The 16,824-nt window shown below is 70.5% G+C and carries 20 protein-coding genes; 11 read left to right on the top strand and 9 right to left on the bottom strand.

Features of this window, described 5'->3' with window-relative positions:
- Positions 1-2: 2 nt before the first annotated feature.
- From ACFVFH_RS20040 to ACFVFH_RS20050, 3 genes are all read right to left on the bottom strand, one after another.
- Positions 3-212 carry a DUF397 domain-containing protein gene (locus tag ACFVFH_RS20040; RefSeq protein ID WP_383770304.1) on the bottom strand — a complete coding sequence of 70 codons (210 nt, stop codon included), beginning with the start codon at positions 210-212 and terminating at the stop codon, positions 3-5.
- Positions 213-380: 168 nt separating this feature from the next.
- Complete coding sequence (locus ACFVFH_RS20045; protein ID WP_383770306.1) at positions 381-587, bottom strand: DUF397 domain-containing protein; 207 nt, start codon at positions 585-587, stop codon at positions 381-383.
- Between the two features lie 12 nt (positions 588-599).
- Positions 600-1,445 carry a Scr1 family TA system antitoxin-like transcriptional regulator gene (locus tag ACFVFH_RS20050; RefSeq protein ID WP_383770309.1) on the bottom strand — a complete coding sequence of 282 codons (846 nt, stop codon included), beginning with the start codon at positions 1,443-1,445 and terminating at the stop codon, positions 600-602.
- A 71-nt stretch (positions 1,446-1,516) separates the two neighbouring features.
- Between ACFVFH_RS20050 and ACFVFH_RS20055 the strand changes: the two genes are divergently transcribed.
- From ACFVFH_RS20055 to ACFVFH_RS20065, 3 genes are all read left to right on the top strand, one after another.
- Positions 1,517-1,777, top strand: a complete 261-nt coding sequence (locus ACFVFH_RS20055) for a hypothetical protein (RefSeq protein ID WP_383770312.1) — start codon at positions 1,517-1,519, stop codon at positions 1,775-1,777.
- Positions 1,774-2,268 (top strand): hypothetical protein, encoded by a 495-nt coding sequence (locus tag ACFVFH_RS20060; protein WP_383770315.1) that lies wholly within the window; start codon positions 1,774-1,776, stop codon positions 2,266-2,268. Before ACFVFH_RS20055 ends, ACFVFH_RS20060 begins: the two co-directional genes overlap by 4 nt.
- Before the next feature lie 227 nt (positions 2,269-2,495).
- Positions 2,496-3,992 (top strand): hypothetical protein, encoded by a 1,497-nt coding sequence (locus tag ACFVFH_RS20065; RefSeq protein ID WP_383770318.1) that lies wholly within the window; start codon positions 2,496-2,498, stop codon positions 3,990-3,992.
- On the opposite strand, the gene ACFVFH_RS20070 is transcribed toward ACFVFH_RS20065, so the two are convergent.
- Positions 3,959-4,480, bottom strand: a complete 522-nt coding sequence (locus ACFVFH_RS20070; RefSeq protein ID WP_383770321.1) for an NUDIX hydrolase — start codon at positions 4,478-4,480, stop codon at positions 3,959-3,961. The two genes, ACFVFH_RS20065 and ACFVFH_RS20070, sit on opposite strands and share 34 nt — an antisense overlap.
- Before the next feature lie 214 nt (positions 4,481-4,694).
- Here ACFVFH_RS20070 and amcB point away from each other — a divergent pair, with 214 nt between their 5' ends.
- From amcB to ACFVFH_RS20085, 3 genes are all read left to right on the top strand, one after another.
- The gene (gene amcB, locus ACFVFH_RS20075) at positions 4,695-5,846 is read left to right on the top strand and encodes a cyclophane-forming radical SAM peptide maturase AmcB (protein WP_383770324.1); all 1,152 of its coding nucleotides are present in this window, start codon (positions 4,695-4,697) and stop codon (positions 5,844-5,846) included.
- Positions 5,843-6,031: a multiple cyclophane-containing RiPP AmcA gene (amcA, locus tag ACFVFH_RS20080; RefSeq protein WP_344517284.1), complete on the top strand. Its 189-nt coding sequence runs from the start codon at positions 5,843-5,845 to the stop codon at positions 6,029-6,031. The genes amcB and amcA overlap by 4 nt, the downstream gene beginning before the upstream one ends.
- 70 nt (positions 6,032-6,101) lie before the next feature.
- Positions 6,102-6,788: a pentapeptide repeat-containing protein gene (locus ACFVFH_RS20085; protein WP_383770329.1), complete on the top strand. Its 687-nt coding sequence runs from the start codon at positions 6,102-6,104 to the stop codon at positions 6,786-6,788.
- An 11-nt stretch (positions 6,789-6,799) separates the two neighbouring features.
- Here the strand turns inward: ACFVFH_RS20085 and ACFVFH_RS20090 are convergent, their stop codons facing one another.
- From ACFVFH_RS20090 to ACFVFH_RS20110, 5 genes are all read right to left on the bottom strand, one after another.
- Entirely contained in the window at positions 6,800-7,009 is a 210-nt protein-coding gene (locus tag ACFVFH_RS20090) for a DUF397 domain-containing protein (RefSeq protein ID WP_383770332.1), read from the bottom strand.
- 108 nt (positions 7,010-7,117) lie between these two features.
- Entirely contained in the window at positions 7,118-7,969 is an 852-nt protein-coding gene (locus ACFVFH_RS20095) for an EamA family transporter (RefSeq protein ID WP_383770335.1), read from the bottom strand.
- Positions 7,966-8,466: a YbaK/EbsC family protein gene (locus ACFVFH_RS20100; protein ID WP_383770337.1), complete on the bottom strand. Its 501-nt coding sequence runs from the start codon at positions 8,464-8,466 to the stop codon at positions 7,966-7,968. Before ACFVFH_RS20100 ends, ACFVFH_RS20095 begins: the two co-directional genes overlap by 4 nt.
- 62 nt (positions 8,467-8,528) lie before the next feature.
- The gene (locus ACFVFH_RS20105; RefSeq protein ID WP_383770340.1) at positions 8,529-10,166 is read right to left on the bottom strand and encodes a penicillin-binding transpeptidase domain-containing protein; all 1,638 of its coding nucleotides are present in this window, start codon (positions 10,164-10,166) and stop codon (positions 8,529-8,531) included.
- Between the two features lie 185 nt (positions 10,167-10,351).
- Entirely contained in the window at positions 10,352-12,118 is a 1,767-nt protein-coding gene (locus ACFVFH_RS20110; RefSeq protein WP_383770343.1) for a dolichyl-phosphate-mannose--protein mannosyltransferase, read from the bottom strand.
- A 61-nt stretch (positions 12,119-12,179) separates the two neighbouring features.
- Between ACFVFH_RS20110 and rsmI the strand changes: the two genes are divergently transcribed.
- The 5 genes from rsmI (at position 12,180) to ACFVFH_RS20135 (ending at position 16,665) form a co-directional block, all read left to right on the top strand.
- Positions 12,180-13,067: a 16S rRNA (cytidine(1402)-2'-O)-methyltransferase gene (rsmI, locus tag ACFVFH_RS20115; RefSeq protein ID WP_383770346.1), complete on the top strand. Its 888-nt coding sequence runs from the start codon at positions 12,180-12,182 to the stop codon at positions 13,065-13,067.
- A 171-nt stretch (positions 13,068-13,238) separates the two neighbouring features.
- A complete protein-coding gene (locus ACFVFH_RS20120) occupies positions 13,239-13,631 on the top strand; it encodes a hypothetical protein (protein ID WP_383770349.1) in 393 nt (130 codons plus the stop codon).
- Positions 13,632-13,692: 61 nt separating this feature from the next.
- Entirely contained in the window at positions 13,693-14,559 is an 867-nt protein-coding gene (locus tag ACFVFH_RS20125) for a TatD family hydrolase (RefSeq protein ID WP_383770352.1), read from the top strand.
- Between the two features lie 190 nt (positions 14,560-14,749).
- Positions 14,750-15,769, top strand: coding sequence for a 16S rRNA (adenine(1518)-N(6)/adenine(1519)-N(6))-dimethyltransferase RsmA (gene rsmA / locus ACFVFH_RS20130; protein WP_383770355.1), 1,020 nt, complete (start codon positions 14,750-14,752; stop codon positions 15,767-15,769).
- Positions 15,766-16,665 (top strand): 4-(cytidine 5'-diphospho)-2-C-methyl-D-erythritol kinase, encoded by a 900-nt coding sequence (locus ACFVFH_RS20135; protein WP_383770358.1) that lies wholly within the window; start codon positions 15,766-15,768, stop codon positions 16,663-16,665. Before rsmA ends, ACFVFH_RS20135 begins: the two co-directional genes overlap by 4 nt.
- Positions 16,666-16,824: the final 159 nt, after the last annotated feature.

Here is a 16,824-nt window from a genome sequence, read left to right on the forward strand (position 1 = left end):
GCTCAGACGGCCCTGAACTCCCCCGCCTTGACGCCTGCCACGAAGGCGGCGAAGGAGGCGGGGGAGGTGTGCAGTACGGGTCCGCCGGGGTTCTTGGAGTCGCGTACGGGGACCACGCCGTGCGGGGCGGCGAGGTTGGTGGCGGCCTCCACACAGTCGCCGCCGTTGCTGCTGTAGGAGGAGGTGACCCAGCGGGCGGATTCGATCGCCATGGGAGCCCTTTCGTGACTGGCCGGATGCGGCACCGAAGGCTGTGCAGCGTTCCACGTGCCCGTTGGCCCGGGAAGGCAAACCGGCGCGGGCGGGTACGGACAGCGCAAAGCCCCACCGTGCGTCGCGCGGTGGGGCTCGTCGGATCGGGTGCGCTGGACCTCCGCCGGTCAGACGGTGCCGAACTCCCCTGCCTTGACGCCCGTCACGAAGGCGGCGAAGGAGGCGGGGGAGGTGTGCAGTACGGGTCCGCCGGGGTTCTTGGAGTCGCGTACGGGGACCACGCCGTGCGGGGCGGCGAGGTTGGTGGCGGCCTCCACACAGTCGCCGCCGTTGTCGCTGTAGGAGGACTTGAACCAGCGGGGCTCGTTAGTCACGGAACTTCCCTTTCATGCCTGCTTGATCATCGCCACGGATGCCGCTTGGGAGAGGGCTTCGGCCTGTAGTTGATGGTAGGCCGTCAACAGAGGCAGAACGGAAGCGCTCTCGCGGTCCACGTTCCCCTGCGAGTGGGATTCGGCATACGAGACCATGGAACGGTCCGGAAGGGTGAGCAAGTTGACCGGCAGGTTGAAGGGCCGACGTTCCCCTATGTCAAAAGGCGCCACCTGGAGGACCGTGTTGGGGAGTGCGGCGAAATCGACCAGCTTCTGAATCTGGGACTTCATGACCTCAGGGCCGCCGATCGGGCGACGGATGCAGCTTTCGTCCAGGACCACGATCAGCATGGGTGGCCGCGCCCTTGCCAAGGCGTTCTGTCTCTGAGTCAGGAACGAGACGCGTTCTTCCGCCTGTTCGGGCGTGATGGAGCCGCGCCACACGTGACCGTCCGCCAGCGCCCTCGCGTACTCCGGAGTCTGCAACAGTCCGGGGACGATCCCGATCTGGAACAGTCTGATCTCCGTCGCCCTGCCCTCGTACCCGACGTACTCCGGGAATCCCTCCAGCAGGTTGCCGTGCTTGATATCGCGCCATTCGCGCTCGAACGAATCGGCGGTGTTTGTCGTATCCAGCGCCACATCAACGCGGCGCGAGAATGGCAGAGTCGGTGATTTACGACCAGTTTCGAGGGCCGAGATATGCCTGCCCGTACAGCCGACCAGCGCACCGACGTGATCCTGGGTCCAGCCGCGCTCTTCGCGCAGCCTGCGTAAACGTGCGCCGAAAGCTGCCTGGGGGCTTGCTTCCGGATTCAACTCCTTGCGGTTTACCAATGTGTCCTCCCGTTCGGCCATGTTGATGACACTCCGACTCTAGGTCACTCTGAAGCCTCCTGGTAGTGGGATGACTACGGAGCGGAGTTGACGTGCCCGAAGAAGATGGTGCCCTGACTCGTCACGAGCCCCCTCAAGTTCCGCCCTCAGGAACGCTTTTCCGGGATTCCGGCCATGGCGACCGGGTGGGGGAGTTCCGTGGGGTCGTCGGTCCGTACTGGTCCCTGCGGCCGCTCGGCGGCGGTGTGGAGTGGGAGGCGGAGCCCGAGTGGGTCCAGGCGCTGACTCCGGCCGAGCGGCTGAGCGCGGAGAACGCCTTGCGGAACCTGCGGAGCAGCCGGGGTGGCGTGTGAACGCGGCGGCGGTGCCCGGGGGTTACCAGTGCGAGGCGCTGGCGGTGGAGTTCTTCGGGGGAGAGATGGCGAGGTACGTGCTGGGCACGTTCCGGACCGTCTCCCCGGTGCTGGCGATGCGGTGGCTGGGCGGCCAGGCGCTGTGGATCGCGGACCGGATCGGCGCCGATGCCGATGCCGACCCGGATTCCGACCTGGATTTCGATCTGGGTTGCGACCCGGACCGCGACACCGACTTCGACTCCGACGCCGGCACCGACCTCGGCACCGACCTCGGTCCCTGGCCGGACCCGGCGCGTTCCGCGTGGGCGCAGCCCCTGACGCGGCTACCGGTCGGCTCCACGACCGACCGCCCCGCCGAGCTCCGGGCCTGGTACGAGGACCGGCAGAGCCAGCGCGCGGCTCAGGCGCACATCAAGAACGGCCACCCGTTTCTCGTCGTCGTCCCCGACACCGACTGCACGTACACCCTCTCCGTGCACCCTGATTGAGGCGCGACGGCCGACTCGTGCCGTGTGACGTTCCTTCGCGGACGCCCCGGGAGGTCCGCCCGCCCGGACGGACCCCGAGGGTCAGACGGAGCCGAACTCCCCGCCCCTGACGCCCGCCACGAACGCGGCGAAGGCGGCGAAGGTGGCGGGGGAGCAAGCGTTGGCAGTAAGGGGGGTGGGTACGGTCCGTCCGTCCGGCGGTCCGGGATCGGCAGCGGAGGCGAATCATGAAGAGTGCGGATGTGGGGCTCGCGGCATTCGAGACCAGGGCGGGCAAGGCTGCCCGGACCTTGCTGCACAACCAGGGCCACGACGGTGGGTGGGGTCTCACCCTGACCTCGGTTTCCTCGATCGTCAATACCAGCGAGGTCCTGCCCATTCTGCGGGCTGCGGGCATTGCCGGGCAGCCGGTTCGTCAGGCGCTGGACTTTCTCACCGGCGCCATCCCGGAGCACTCGCGGCCCCGGCCCAAGGGGGGCCGCGGTGAACACACTCGGTTCATCGCCTTTGGCCTGGCCGGACTGCTGTCTCATCCTCGCTTCTTTCACCATGACGGTGTCGCGGAGATCGTGGCTTGGTGCGTCGGCTGGTTGGAGGACCACCGGGTCGACCACGGCTGGCCCGAAGTCCTCGGACTCGACGACACCTCCCTGCACCAGACTGCGCTCGTGGTGCACCGGCTCGCCGAGCTCAGAGATGCCCTTCACGACTTCGGTCCCGGAGTCCTCTTACCCGGTGGGGTGGAGACCACCAGCTTGCTGGAGCGTGTCGTACCGCTGATCGACCATGGGGTGTACGGCCTGCTCTACCACCGGCGCGGAAGTGGGGCATGGGGCTGGCGTACCTACGTCGACACCGAACCGAGCCCGAGCAAGACCGCGCTGTGCCTGCTCGCGCTGTCGGCCGTCTGCGCCGGAACCGGGCCCGGCGGCGAGCCCGCGTACCGGGACGACCCGCGGGAGACGGGTGGTGTGCACGGCTCGGTGCAGCAGAAGCGTCTGTCCGCAGTCGTCGCCGAGGCCGGCCAATGGCTGCTGTACAACCACCACCGGTGGGAGACGTTCGTCGAGGACGACACGGACGTGCAGGGCACCGCATGGGAACACATGGCGTACGCGCTGTGTGCCCAGGCTGCCGTCCGGGGCGGCGCCAGCCCGCGTGATGCCCGGCTCGCCAAGGCGTGGAAGTTGATGAGCGACTTGTGGGATCCGAAGGCCGGACTGTGGAACGAGCCGGGTGCCTCGGGCAAGCGCGCCACCATCCGGGCCGCGTACTACACGGTGTCGGCCTACGAGGAAGCGATGAAGCGTCTGGCCCGGATGCACCTCGCCGACGGCACCTCGGAGGACGTGAGCGAGACCTCCGCCGAGATGGTCATCGTGCATGTCGCACTTGGTCCAGGCCGAACCGTCCTCGTCCGCGCACGCGACAGGGAAGGCAGTGTGGCGTGTGAGCTGTCGGAGCGCCTGTTCGACCTGGTGAAGGTCGTACACGATGCTCCCGAGGCCGGGCTGACGACCGAGCGGATCGCTGCGACGCTCTACGTCGCCCCGTCCTCGGTGCCCAAGTACGTTCAGCGCCTCAACCGGGCCATCTCCGCGGCGTTCGGCGGAGCCCCGGCCCGGCTACTGCTCGCCGGGACGGTGGACGGGAACGGCGGGTATCGCCTCGCAGGACGACAGGCCAGCACCTACGACGTGGCCCGCTCCCCGGTCACCGGATAGTTCAGCAGAGCGAACCGAGCCAGGGAACGGACCTGATCGAAGGTCTTGAGGGTGTCGAGGTCATCCAGGCCGAACCAGGCGGCCCCGTGCACCTCTTCGAGCTGCGCCTCCACGGCCTGCTCCCGGGTGCCCGGCTGCCTCTGAACGTAGAAGAACTGCACCACCGCCGGGGTGGCGAACCCCTCCCGCTCGATGTCGACGTAGAACGGCACGGGCTCGGGCGTGGCATTGGCATCGGCGGGGTGGATCTCCGGCTGGCTCGAAATGGCTTTCACCAGCAAGCCGGTCTCCTCCTTGAACTCGCGCACCGCCGTCCCGGCGAAGGTCTCGCCGGGCTCGATGTGGCCGCCCGGCGGCACCCATTTGTCGAAGCGGTTGTGGTGCACGAGCAGCACCTTGCCGTGCTCGACGAGGTAGCCCGAGCAGATGTGGACGAAGCCGGTATCCCGGGACGTCCGGCCGTCATGGATCAGAATCGAGCGAGGCACATCCGCCACGATATCCCACCACTTGATCCCAGAACTCCTGTGCGGAAAAGGCGACTTCAGGGGTGTCATGGCGCGGCCGATGACATGTCATCGGCAATGACAACGCGATGTCATCGGGTGCACGTCATGGAGAGGCGGATGGTGATCGCATACCGGCCTGCGGCTCCTCTGCCCGCGGTCGGCGATGCCTCCGTCCGTCGAGGAGAGGACTCCGATGCGCTCTCGCCCGTCACCTTGGCGTGCCCGGTACCAGCAGCGGTTCGCGGCCCCGCAGACCGTGGTGGTCCAGCCCACGACATGGTGCAATCTTGACTGCCGGTACTGCTACCTGCCATTGCGCAAGCTCAAGCACCAGATGCCGGCGGAGGTGGCCGAGGCCCTGGCACAGGCGGTCGCCCAGTTCGATGACAGCGGCCATCCGGTCGGTGTCGTCTGGCACGGCGGGGAGCCGCTCGCCGTCGGGCGGCACAAGTTCAAGACCCTTCTCGCGCCGTTCGAGGGCTTGCGCCGGGTGGGCCGAGTCGACCACTACGTGCAGACCAACGCGACGCTTCTCACCGACACGTGGTGCGAACTCCTGGCCGCGTACCGCGTCCGCGTCGGGGTGAGTATCGACGGGCCTGCCGCTCTGAACGCCGAGCGAGTCGATCTCCGGGGCAGGCCCGCCTTCGACCGGATCCTGCGCGGCATCGCGCGGCTGCGTGAGCACGGCATCCCGTTCTCCGTCATCTCGGTGGTCGGTGCCCTGGGCGCAGCGGTGCCGGAGGAGCTGTTGGAGTTCCTGGCTTCCCTGGGAAGTCACTCGGTGGGCTTCAACATCGAGGAGATCGAAGGGGTCAACACCGAACGGCAGCCGCCCACCGCAGTTCAGGCCGAGGAGTTCTGGCGCCGCATCCTCACCTGGTCCCGGGAGCACCCTGGCGCGCCGCCGGTCCGGGAAGTCGAACGCCTCGTCGAGTACCTCCAGCTGATCCGTTGCGGCCGGCGGACGGAGTGGGAACGACGCCGCCTCGATCCGATCCCCACGGTCTCATGGAAGGGTGACGTGGTCCTGCTCTCTCCCGAACTCGCGGACACGGCGGCGCCCGAGTACGGCGACTTCGTGGCCGGAAATGTCCTCGAACAGCCCCTGGCGGAGATCCTCTGCGGGGCCCACCGGCTGGGCTACGTACGCGACTTCCTCACCGGTCTGAGCCGCTGCGAGGCCGCATGCGAGTTCTTCGATTTCTGCCGTGGCGCTCAGGCTGCCAATCGCTACTTCGAGAACGGCAGCCTCCAGTCCACCGAGACCAACTACTGCCGGGTCTCCCGGCAGGCCCTGGTCACGGCCCTGTCCACTCTCGCAACGAAGGAGACAGCTGTATGACGGTCCTGGACAGACTTGCCGTATCCGACACACCTGTGGTGATGGAGTTGATGGCCATGTACGGCTCCCCGGCCCCGGTGATCGCTGGAGGGCCATGGGACAACCGGCCCACGTGGGACAACTGGGCGAAGACCCCGGCGCCCTTCGACAACCGTCCTACCTGGGACAACTGGAACAAGAAGTAGAAGCCCGTTGCTGTCGCCCCGCGGGGGGCGACAGCAACGGTGACCGTGTCACCGCGCTGAAAGGCTGTTGATGGACACCCGCACGATCCGCCGTACGAGCGTCATCCTCCCGGCCCTGAACGAGCCGGGCCTCTACCTTTCCCACGTCACCTCGCTGGAGGGCGGCCGAGGGCGGCTGGCGGAGTTCCACTACGCCGACGCAGATCTACGTGACCTCGACCTCGCCGACACCCACCTGCTCGGCGGGCGGATCACCGGGCTGAAGACTCAGCGCGCCCGGCTGGAGAGGCTGCGCTGCGACTCCGTGGAGTTCGCGTACTGCGACCCGGCCTCTCTGCGGTGGAGCGACAGCAAGGTGTCCCGGACCGTGTTCCGTGACTGCAAGTTCATGGGCGCCACGCTGGAGAACGTCACTTTCGACAACGTGCTCTTCGAGAGCTGCAGGATCGACTACAGCACCTTCGCCCGGGTACGGGCCGTCGGCCCAGTGATCTTCTCGAAGTGCACGCTGCGCGAGACGGCCTTCGCCGACTGCGACCTGGGCGCTGCCCTGATTGACGGCTGCGACCTGCGGCTGACCGAGTTCGACGGCGGAAAGTACCGCGGTCTCGACCTTCGGGGCAATGACCTCTCCCAGCTCCGCGGCCTGGCCTCACTCAAGCAGATCGTCATCGACCGGGCGCAGAAGCTCCAGCTGGCCGAGGCCCTCACCACCGAGCTGGACGTCACCTTCGGCGAAGACCTCGACGACAAGTAGGCCGGTCCAGGTCAGACGGAGCCGAACTCCCCGCCCCTGACGCCCGCCACGAACGCGGCGAACGCGGTGGGCGAGGGGTGCAGCACGGGGCCGCCGGGGTTCTTCGAGTCGCGGACGGGGACGGTGCCGTGCGGGGCGGCGAGGTTGGTGGCGACCTCGACGCAGGAACCGCCGTTGTCGCTGTGGGATGACGTGAACCAGTGCGGGGAGTTGGCTGTCACGGGAAGGCCCTTCGTAGGAGGCGGAGGTGTGGAAGCGACCTACCCGCATCGCCGCCGAACCAGGCCCCTGCACCCGCCCCCTGAACCCGCTCCCTGCACCCGTCCCGCTCACCCCGTGTGCAGCATCAGGCCGATGCCGACGACCATCAGACCGGCCGCCGCGATGCGCGGTGCGCCGAAGCGTTCCTTGAAGAGGAGCGTTCCGATGGCCGCGCCGACGATGATGGAGGACTCGCGCAGGGCCGCGATCGGGGCCAGGGCCGCCCGGGTCTGGGCCCAGAGGACCAGGCCGTACGCGGTGACCGACAGGGCCGCGCCCAGCAGGCCGCGTATGGCGAACGGGCGCAGGGCGGGCAGGAGTTCGGCGCGGCGGCGGTGGAGCGCGTAGGCCGGGATGGCCAGGCCCTCCAGGATCATCAGCCAGGCGATGTAGCCGAGCGGGGTGCCGGAGGCGCGGACGCCGACGCCGTCCACCGTGGTGTATCCGGCGATGGCCAGTCCGGTCGCGAGGGCGGCCAGCAGGGCGGGCCAGTCCGGGCGTCTGCCGCTGCCCCGGATGCCCCAGAGGGCCAGTCCGACCAGCCCCGCCGAGGCCACCGCGACCCCGGCGGTGGCCCAGCCGTCCGGGTGCTCGCCGACGAAGACCGCGGCGAGGACCGTCACCACCAGCGGGGCCGTGCCCCGGGCGATCGGGTACATCTGCCCGAAGTCGCCCAGGGTGAACGAGCGCATCAGCAGCAGCATGTACGCCACATGGAGCCCGGCCGAGACCAGCAGATACGGCCAGGCACCGGCGGCCGGGAACGGGACGAAGAGGGCGGCGGCCGCGCCGATCAGCAGACCGCCGCCGGAGATCAGGGTGAAGGAGACGAGCTGGTCCTTGATCGCGTGCGCGATGGCGTTCCAGCTGGCGTGGGTGACCGCCGCGATCAGGACCGCGCACGCGACCAGCGGCGTCACTTGGACTGCTCGCGCACGTCCACCACGGTGCCGCCGGCGTGTCCGATCAACGAGGCGGGGTCGAGCGGGAAGACGGTGTGCGGGGTGCCCGCCGCCGCCCACACCACGGCGTGGTCCAGCAGCCCCCGGTCGGCCAGCACCCGGGTCTTCGTACGGTGCCCGAAGGGCGGCACGCCGCCGATGGCGTACCCGGTCGTCTCCCGGACCAGCTCGGCCCCGGCCCGCTCGACCTTCGCGGCGCCCAGCTCCGCGCGTACCCGCTCCACGTCGACCCGCGAGGAGCCGTCCATCAGGACCAGCACGGGGGACCCGTCCGCCTCGAAGATCAGCGACTTGACGATCTCGCTCAGCTCGCAGCCGATCGCGGCGGCGGCCTCGGCGGCGGTGCGGGTGGCCTCGGGGAAGCGGCGGACCTCGACGTCGAGGCCCAGCTCCCGCAGGGCCTCGGCGAATCGGGGGTGGGCCTCGGCGGCGGCGGTGGCATCGGAAGTGCTCATGCCCCGCACGCTAGCGAACGGCGCGCGGGGCATGCGACGGGGTTCCGTACGGCGTCCGGTGTTCAGGACCCCGCGCGGAGCACGGCGGCGACCACCGGGCCCGCCGCGTCGCCGCCGTGGCCGCCGGCCTGGACGACCGCGGCGGCCGCCAGGTCGTTGTTGAAGCCGGTGAACCAGCTGTTGGACGTGGCCTGGCCGTCCACCTCCGCCGAGCCCGTCTTGGCGCCCTTGTCGCCGACGACCGAGGCCATCGCCGCCCTGCCGGTGCCCCAACTGGCGGTCTGCCGCATCATGCCGGTGAGCTGCTGAGAGACGGAGGCGGGCAGGGAACGCGCGGCGGTGGCGATCGGGCGGCCGTCCAGCTCCGGGGAGACGATGATCGGCTGACGGAAGGTGCCGGTCCGGGCGGTGGCGGTGATGGAGGCCATGTTGAGGGCGTTCATCTGGACCGTGCCCTGGCCGATGTACTGCGCGGCGGCCTCGCCCTGGGTCTCCTCGGGCACCTTGCCGTCGAAGGTGACGACGCCGGTCTGCCAGTTCAGGCCGATCCCGAAGACGTCACGGGCCTCCTTGGGGAGCGCCGCGTCGTCCTTGGTGTCGTCGATCAGCTTGATGAAGGCCGTGTTGCAGGACCGGGCGAAGCTGGTCGTCAGGGTGCCGTCGCCGATGGAGAACCCGTCCAGGTTCTTGAAGGTGCGGCCGTAGTACGTCGCGGTCGGCGGGCACTCGATCTTCTGGCCGGCCGAGGTGAGGCCCTTCTCGATCAGCATCGCCGCCGTCACGATCTTCATCGTCGAACCGGGGGCCTGCGTGCCCTGCATCGCCGCGTTGAAGCCGGTGGCCGGGTTGTTGGCGACCGCGCGGATCGCACCCGTGGACGGCCTGACGGCGACCACCGAGGCCTGGCTGAACTTCTTCACCGCCAGCTCGGCCGCCGCCTGGGCGCCAGCGTCCAGGGTGGTCTGCACCTTGCCCGGCCTGCCCTTGGTGAGGGTGAGCAGGGTCTTGCCGGGGCTGCCCGCGTCCGCGCTCTCGATCCAGGTCTCGATGCCCGCGGTGCCGCCGGCCTTCTCGCCGTACTTCTGGCGCAGCGTGTCCAGGATCGAACCCAGCGACGGGTACTTCTCCTTGGTGAGGACCTTGCCGTTGTGGTCGACGGCCTCGATCGAGGGGGCCGATGCCTCGCCCGTCTTGAGCGAGGCGCCGTCCTTCAGCTCCGGATGGATCACGGCGGGGGACCAGTCCACCAGCGGCCTGCCGGTGGTCTTCCCGCGGACCACGGTCAGCTCGGAGGAGTACGACCAGGGCTTGGACTTCCCCTTGAAGGAGACGGTCGCGTTCACCATGTACGGCACCTTCGGGCCCACCGCGGGTCCCGGGGTGATCACCGCCTTGGTGACATGGGCACTCTCGCGGTAGCCGGTGAGGGCCGGTCCGGCCTCGGCCGCGTTGTTGGTGAGCTGGGACGCGGTCTCCGGGTCGCCGCTCGCCCAGGCCTTGAGGAACTTCTTCGACGCGTCGTCGATCTCCGCCTTGGTGACCGGGCCCGTCTTCACCTCGGCGGAGGTGGACGTGGTGTCCGTACCCCCGCCCCCGCCGCCGCCCAGCCCGTCCAGGATGTTGTACGCCCCGTACCCCACCCCGCCGACCACGACCGCGAACACCCCGCCGACTATCGCTACCTTCGCTCCACTGCGCATACCTGCAGTCCCCCTCCCCAGGAGTTCCTTGTTGAACGCGTTCAACAAGATGCTGCTGGGCACCCTACGGGATGGCGGGGAAGGCCGGGGCGGTCGTTATCGGAACGCGATGCGAGGGGCGCGGGCACAGGGAGTGACCGGAGCGCGGGGGCCGTAGCGCCCGGCTCCCGCCCCGCGCACATCCATCAGATCCAGGTGTCCAGCCACATCCGGTCCCGCCACGACCCGTCCGGGATCGGGGTGCCCGTGTAGATCGGCCAGAAGTAGATGAAGTTCCAGATGATCAGCAGGACCAGGACGCCCGCCGCGATCGCGCCCAGGGTCCGTCTGCGCTCCCCCGAGGGGTCGCCGGTCACCAGGCCCAGCTCCTGTTTCGTCCCCGTCCCGGCCGCCGGGCCCAGCAGCGCGCCGATCATCATCGTCACCGCCAGACACAGGAACGGCACGAACACGACCGCGTAGAAGAGGAAGATCGTCCGCTCCTGGTAGAGGAACCAGGGCAGCCAGCCCGCCGCCACACCGCAGGCGATCGCGCCCGCCCGCCAGTCGCGACGGAAGAACCACCGCCACAGCACGTACACCAGGGCGAAGCACGCCGCCCACCACAGCAGCGGCGTCCCGATCGCCAGCACCTCGCGCGAGCACTTGCCGGTCTCCGACGCCGCGCAGCCCGACTGCTCCTCCCAGAAGTACGAGACGGGCCGGCCGAGCACGATCCAGCTCCACGGATTGGACTGGTAGGTGTGGCCGGACGTCAGGTTCACATGGAACTCGTAGACCTGGTACTCGTAATGCCACAGGCTGCGCAGCCAGTCCGGCAGCCAGCTCCAGGCGCCGCCCCGGCCCTCGGTCTGCGCCCAGTCGCGGTAGTAGCCCTTGCCGGTGACGATCCAGCCGGTCCAGGAGACGAGGTACGTCGCGAGCGCCACCGGGACCGTCGAGACGAACGCGGGCAGCAGATCCCGCTTCAGCACCGTCAGATACGGGCGGACCGCACCCGCCGTCCGCCGCGCGCCCACGTCCCACAACACCGTCATCAGGCCGAAGCCGACCATGATGTACAGGCCGTTCCACTTGGTGGCGAAGGCCAGCCCCAGCATCAGACCCGCGGTGATCCGCCACGGACGCCAGCCCAGCCGCAGCCGCTCCGCGACCTCCGTGTCCGGGCGCAGCACCCCGTCCTCGTCGACCGGCAGCGCCGCGGCGAGCCTGCGCCGCGCCCAGTCGCGGTCGATCAGCAGCGCGCCGAACGCCGCCAGCACGAAGAACATCAGCACCAGGTCGAGCAGCGCGGTACGGCTCATCACGAAATGCAGACCGTCCACGGCGAGCAGGGTGCCCGCCAGACAGCCCAGGAACGTCGAGCGGAACAGCCGCCGGCCGATCCGGCACAGCATCAGCACCGACAGCGTGCCGAGCAGCGCCACCATGAAACGCCAGCCGAACGGCGTGAACCCGAAGAAGTGCTCACCGAGCCCGATGACCCACTTGCCGACCGGCGGATGCACCACATAGCCCGGGTCCACCGGGATGTGCACCTTCGACGGGTCCGAGAGGATCAGCTTGTCGATGTCCTTGGGCCAGTCGCCCTCGTACCCCTGGTTGATCAGGGCCCAGGAGTCCTTGGCGTAGTACGTCTCGTCGAATATCAGCGCGTGCGGGCTGCCCAGCTTCCAGAACCGCAGCACCCCGGCGACCAGTGCCACCAGCAGCGGACCGCCCCAGGCCGACCACCGCACCAGACGCCCGGCCAGCGGCGGGGAGACCCCGAGCACCGCCCACAGCTGGGCGCCGGGCCGGGTGTACGGCGGGACCAGCCGCTCGCGCAGCCCGATCCCGGGCCTGGGCACATGGCCGAAGCGGCGCAGCCGCTGCTGCCAGGAGGCTGGTTCTTCGCCGTGCGGTTCCCCGGCGTCTTGGCCCTGCCGGGCTTCGGGCGCAGTACTCGTCACCGCGCCATCGTAGGGAACGCCGCTGTGCGAACGCTGCCGCCCGTGCTGGAAGGATGGCACCGTGACTGGAACGACTGGAACGCTGGTACTCGCAGGAACCCCCATCGGCGACGTGGCGGACGCCCCGCCCCGCCTCGCCGCCGAGCTGGAGACGGCGGACATCGTCGCCGCCGAGGACACCCGGCGGCTGCGCCGCCTCACCCAGGCGCTCGGGATCCACACCACGGGACGGGTCGTCTCCTATTTCGAGGGCAACGAGTCGGCCCGTACGCCCGAACTCGTCGAGGCGCTGACCGGCGGCGCCCGCGTCCTGCTGGTCACGGACGCGGGGATGCCGTCCGTCTCCGACCCCGGCTACCGGCTCGTGGCCGCCGCCGTCGAGCAGGACGTCAAGGTCACCGCCGTCCCCGGACCGTCCGCCGTGCTGACCGCGCTCGCCCTGTCCGCGCTGCCCGTCGACCGCTTCTGCTTCGAGGGCTTCCTGCCCCGCAAGGCGGGCGAACGGCTCGGGCGGCTGCGCGAGGTCGCCGACGAGCGCCGCACCATGGTCTTCTTCGAGGCCCCGCACCGGCTCGACGACACCCTCGCCGCGATGGCCGAGGTCTTCGGCGAGGGCCGCCGGGCCGCCGTGTGCCGGGAGCTGACCAAGACGTACGAGGAAGTGAAGCGCGGCCCGCTGGGCGAGCTGGCCGTCTGGGCGGCCGAAGGGGTACGCGGCGAGATCACCGTCGTCGTCGAGGGCGCGGCCGACTCCGGACCCGAGGAACTGGACGCCGAGGAGCTGGTGCGCAGGGTGCGGGTGCGCGAGGAGGCGGGGGAGCGGCGCAAGGAGGCGATCGCCGCCGTCGCCGCGGCCGCGGGGCTGCCCAAGCGTGAGGTGTTCGACGCGGTCGTGGCGGCAAAGAATGCGGCGCGAACCGTCCCCGAGAAAGGCAAAGGACTATCGTGAAAAGCAAAGCGAGAGCCGCGTATCGGGCCTTTCTGCCACGACCGGGCCAAAAGCGCTCCAACAGTCGACAGGGCCCGGTGCGCTGCTGCCGGTAGAGGCGTCCACTGGTTGCAGGACGCATTCTCCGGAGCGCTTGTCCGGAGTGCCTGTCCGACGGACAAAGGAGCGGGCATGAGCGAGATCGCAGCAATCACCGCACACGAGGCGTATGCCTTCGCCTGCATGAGGTGCGGACACGGCTGGGAACAGGCCTACGAGATAGAGCACCACGTCGACGGATCCAACCAAGCTTTCGTCATATACAAGGCGGACGGGGAACGTGTCCCCTCGCCCCTTTCCAGGCCCAGTTGCTCCAACTGCGGCGGACACGTGGTCCGGATCATGCGGGCCGGACGGGTCTCGACCGTTCAGCAACTGCTCCTCAACCCCCGGTCGGCCCGGTCGGCCCGGCCGACCATCGAGGACAGCGACGCCCGGGAGGGCGAGGCCGTGACTGCCGTACCCGCGGGCGCGGGGCACCACTGGCACCTGTCCGATCTGCTGCACCCCTTCCACCGGAAGTAGAACCCCCGGCTCCACCGAGGGCGGGGGCCATCGGCGTGTCCTCGTACGTACGATCGTCGTCATGAGCCGTACCGAAGCCCCGCCGCTGCCCGAACCCCTCCGGGTACCGGTCGCCGATTCGCACACCCATCTGGACATGCAGGACGCGACCGTCGAGGAGGGCCTGGCCAGGGCCGCGGCGGTCAATGTGACCACCGTGATCCAGGTGGGCTGCGACGTCGCCGGCTCGCGCTGGGCCGCCGAGACCGCCGCCGCGCACCCGCAGGTGCACGCGGCGGTGGCACTGCACCCCAACGAGGCCCCGCGCCTCGTCCTCGGCGACCCGGACGGCACCGCGCGCCAGGGAGCACGGGAGCCCGGCGGACCGGCGGCGCTGCACGAGGCCCTCGCGGAGATCGACGCACTGGCCGCGCTCGACCACGTGCGCGGGGTCGGTGAGACCGGGCTCGACTACTTCCGCACCGGCCCCGAGGGCGTGGCCGCCCAGGAGGAGTCCTTCCGGGCCCACATCGAGATCGCCAAACGGCACGGCAAGGCGCTGGTCATCCATGACCGCGAGGCGCACGCCGACGTGCTGCGCGTCCTCGCCGACGCGGGCGCCCCGGACCGGACGGTGTTCCACTGCTACTCCGGGGACGCCGAGATGGCCCGGATCTGCGCGGCCGCCGGGTACTTCATGTCCTTCGCGGGCAACGTCACCTTCAAGAACGCCCAGCCGCTGCGGGACGCCCTGGCCGTCGCGCCGACGGAGCTGGTCCTGGTCGAGACCGACGCCCCGTTCCTGACACCCGCCCCGTACCGGGGCAGGCCCAACGCGCCCTACCTCATCCCGGTCACGCTCCGCGCGATGGCCGAGGTGAAGGGGGTCGACGAGGACACCCTGGCGGCGGCGATCGCGGACAACACGGCCCGCGCCTTCGACTACTGAGCGAGTGCCGGGCGGCCGGGCGGCGGGTGCTGAGCGGCCGGGCGGTGGGTGCTGAGCGGCCGGGCGGCGGGTGCCGGGCGGCCGGGCGGCGGGTGCCGGGCGGCCGGGCGGCGGGTGCCGGGCGGCCGGGCGGTGGGTGCTGAGTGGCCGGGCGGCGGGTGCGAACCGTGCGGCGCCTTACGCTTTACAGGTGAGCACCACTGAGCCCGATGCCCTCCTGGGCCCCGCAGACATCCGCGAACTGGCCGCCGCGCTGGGCGTACGCCCGACCAAGCAGCGCGGCCAGAACTTCGTCATCGACGCCAATACGGTCCGCCGGATCGTACGGACGGCGGAGGTCCGCCCGGACGACGTCGTCGTCGAGGTCGGCCCCGGGCTCGGCTCGCTGACCCTGGCGCTGCTGGAGGCGGCGGACCGGGTCGTCGCCGTCGAGATCGACGACGTGCTGGCGGCCGCGCTGCCCGCCACCGTCGCCGCCCGGATGCCGGGGCGCGCCGACCGGTTCGCTCTGGTGCACTCCGACGCGATGCTGGTCCGGGAGCTGCCGGGACCGGCGCCCACCGCACTGGTCGCGAACCTCCCGTACAACGTCGCCGTGCCGGTCCTGCTGACGATGCTGGAGCGCTTCCCGTCCATCGAACGCACCCTCGTCATGGTCCAGGCCGAGGTCGCCGACCGGCTGGCCGCCCGGCCCGGCAACAAGGTCTACGGCGTGCCGTCCGTGAAGGCCAACTGGTACGCGGACGTCAAACGGGCCGGCTCCATCGGCCGCAACGTCTTCTGGCCCGCCCCCAACGTCGACTCCGGACTGGTCTCCCTGGTCCGGCGCACCGAGCCGATCGCGACCAGCGCCGAGCGGACCGAGGTCTTCGCGGTCGTCGACGCGGCCTTCGCCCAGCGCCGCAAGACGCTGCGCGCGGCCCTGGCGGGCTGGGCGGGCTCCGCCCCTGCCGCCGAGGCGGCCCTGGTCGCGGCCGGGATCTCGCCGCAGGCCCGCGGCGAGTCGCTGACGGTCGAGGAATTCGCCGCCATCGCCGAGCACAAGCCCTCCGGGGCCACGGGGAACCCTCCTCCCGGGGCCACCGGGAACCAGCCCTCCGGAACCACCGGCGCCGAGCCTTCCGGAACCACCGACAGCAAGCCCTCCAGGGCCACCGGCAACGAGCCCTCCGGGGCCACCGGCAACGAGCCCTCCGGGAGTGGCGAGTGAGCGTCACCGTCCGCGTACCCGCCAAGGTCAACGTCCAGCTCGCGGTCGGTGCCCCGCGCCCCGACGGCTTCCACGACCTGGCCAACGTCTTCCTCGCCGTCGGCCTGTACGACGAGGTCATCGCCACCCCCGCCGACGAGCTGCGGATCACCTGCTCCGGCCCGGACGCCGCCCAGGTCCCGCTGGACGCGACCAACCTCGCCGCCCGCGCCGCGCTCGCCCTGGCCGAACGGCACGGCATCGCACCCGATGTGCACCTCCACATCGCCAAGGACATCCCCGTCGCGGGCGGCATGGCGGGCGGCAGCGCCGACGGGGCCGCCGCCCTGCTGGCCTGCGACGCCCTCTGGTCCACCGGCGCCACCCGGGACGAGCTCCTGGCCATTTGCGCCGAGCTGGGCAGCGACGTCCCGTTCAGCCTGGTCGGCGGCGCGGCCCTCGGCACCGGACGCGGCGAGTGGCTGACCCCGGTCGAGGTCGGAGGCACCTTCCACTGGGTCTTCGCGGTCGCCGACGGCGGGCTCTCCACCCCGGCCGTCTACGCCGAGTTCGACCGGCTCACCGCGGACACCCACGTCCCGGCCCCCGAAGCCTCCCCGGCGCTCCTCGACGCCCTGCGCGCCGGCGACCCCGCCGCGCTCGCCGGGGCCCTCTCCAACGACCTCCAGCCCGCCGCGCTCTCCCTGCGCCCCTCGCTCGCCGACACCCTCGCCGCGGGCACGGCGGCCGGTGCCCTGGCGGCCCTGGTCTCGGGCTCCGGGCCGACCACCGCGTTCCTGGTGGCGGACGCGGAGTCGGCCCGGAAGGTGGCCGAGTCCCTGCTCACCTCGGGCACCTGCCGCAACACCCGCACCGCGGTCTCCCCGGCACCGGGCGCGGTGATTCAGCGGCCGTAGTGGTAGCGGCAGGCAGCGATGCGTACCTCGTCCTCGACTCCGGCGCGCGTCACCACGACCTCTTCGCGGTCGTTGACGACAGCGCTCAGGTCTCCGCGTACTCGGCGCGCGATTCCGTATAGGTCATGGTTCGCACACTCGCCCCCCGGCGTGAGCCCA

Source organism: Streptomyces sp. NPDC057697 (assembly GCF_042799335.1).
Classification (GTDB): Bacteria; Actinomycetota; Actinomycetes; order Streptomycetales; family Streptomycetaceae; genus Streptomyces.

What these genes read in the sequence shown, in the direction of transcription:
- ACFVFH_RS20040 (WP_383770304.1), bottom strand. Translation starts at nt 212, where the DNA reads ATGGCGATCGAATCCGCCCGCTGGGTCACCTCCTCCTACAGCAGCAAC.
- ACFVFH_RS20050 (WP_383770309.1), bottom strand. Translation starts at nt 1,445, where the DNA reads ATGGCCGAACGGGAGGACACATTGGTAAACCGCAAGGAGTTGAATCCG.
- ACFVFH_RS20065 (WP_383770318.1), top strand. Translation starts at nt 2,496, where the DNA reads ATGAAGAGTGCGGATGTGGGGCTCGCGGCATTCGAGACCAGGGCGGGC.
- amcB (WP_383770324.1), top strand. Translation starts at nt 4,695, where the DNA reads ATGCGCTCTCGCCCGTCACCTTGGCGTGCCCGGTACCAGCAGCGGTTC.
- amcA (WP_344517284.1), top strand. Translation starts at nt 5,843, where the DNA reads ATGACGGTCCTGGACAGACTTGCCGTATCCGACACACCTGTGGTGATG.
- ACFVFH_RS20085 (WP_383770329.1), top strand. Translation starts at nt 6,102, where the DNA reads ATGGACACCCGCACGATCCGCCGTACGAGCGTCATCCTCCCGGCCCTG.
- ACFVFH_RS20100 (WP_383770337.1), bottom strand. Translation starts at nt 8,466, where the DNA reads ATGAGCACTTCCGATGCCACCGCCGCCGCCGAGGCCCACCCCCGATTC.
- ACFVFH_RS20105 (WP_383770340.1), bottom strand. Translation starts at nt 10,166, where the DNA reads ATGCGCAGTGGAGCGAAGGTAGCGATAGTCGGCGGGGTGTTCGCGGTC.
- ACFVFH_RS20120 (WP_383770349.1), top strand. Translation starts at nt 13,239, where the DNA reads ATGAGCGAGATCGCAGCAATCACCGCACACGAGGCGTATGCCTTCGCC.
- ACFVFH_RS20125 (WP_383770352.1), top strand. Translation starts at nt 13,693, where the DNA reads ATGAGCCGTACCGAAGCCCCGCCGCTGCCCGAACCCCTCCGGGTACCG.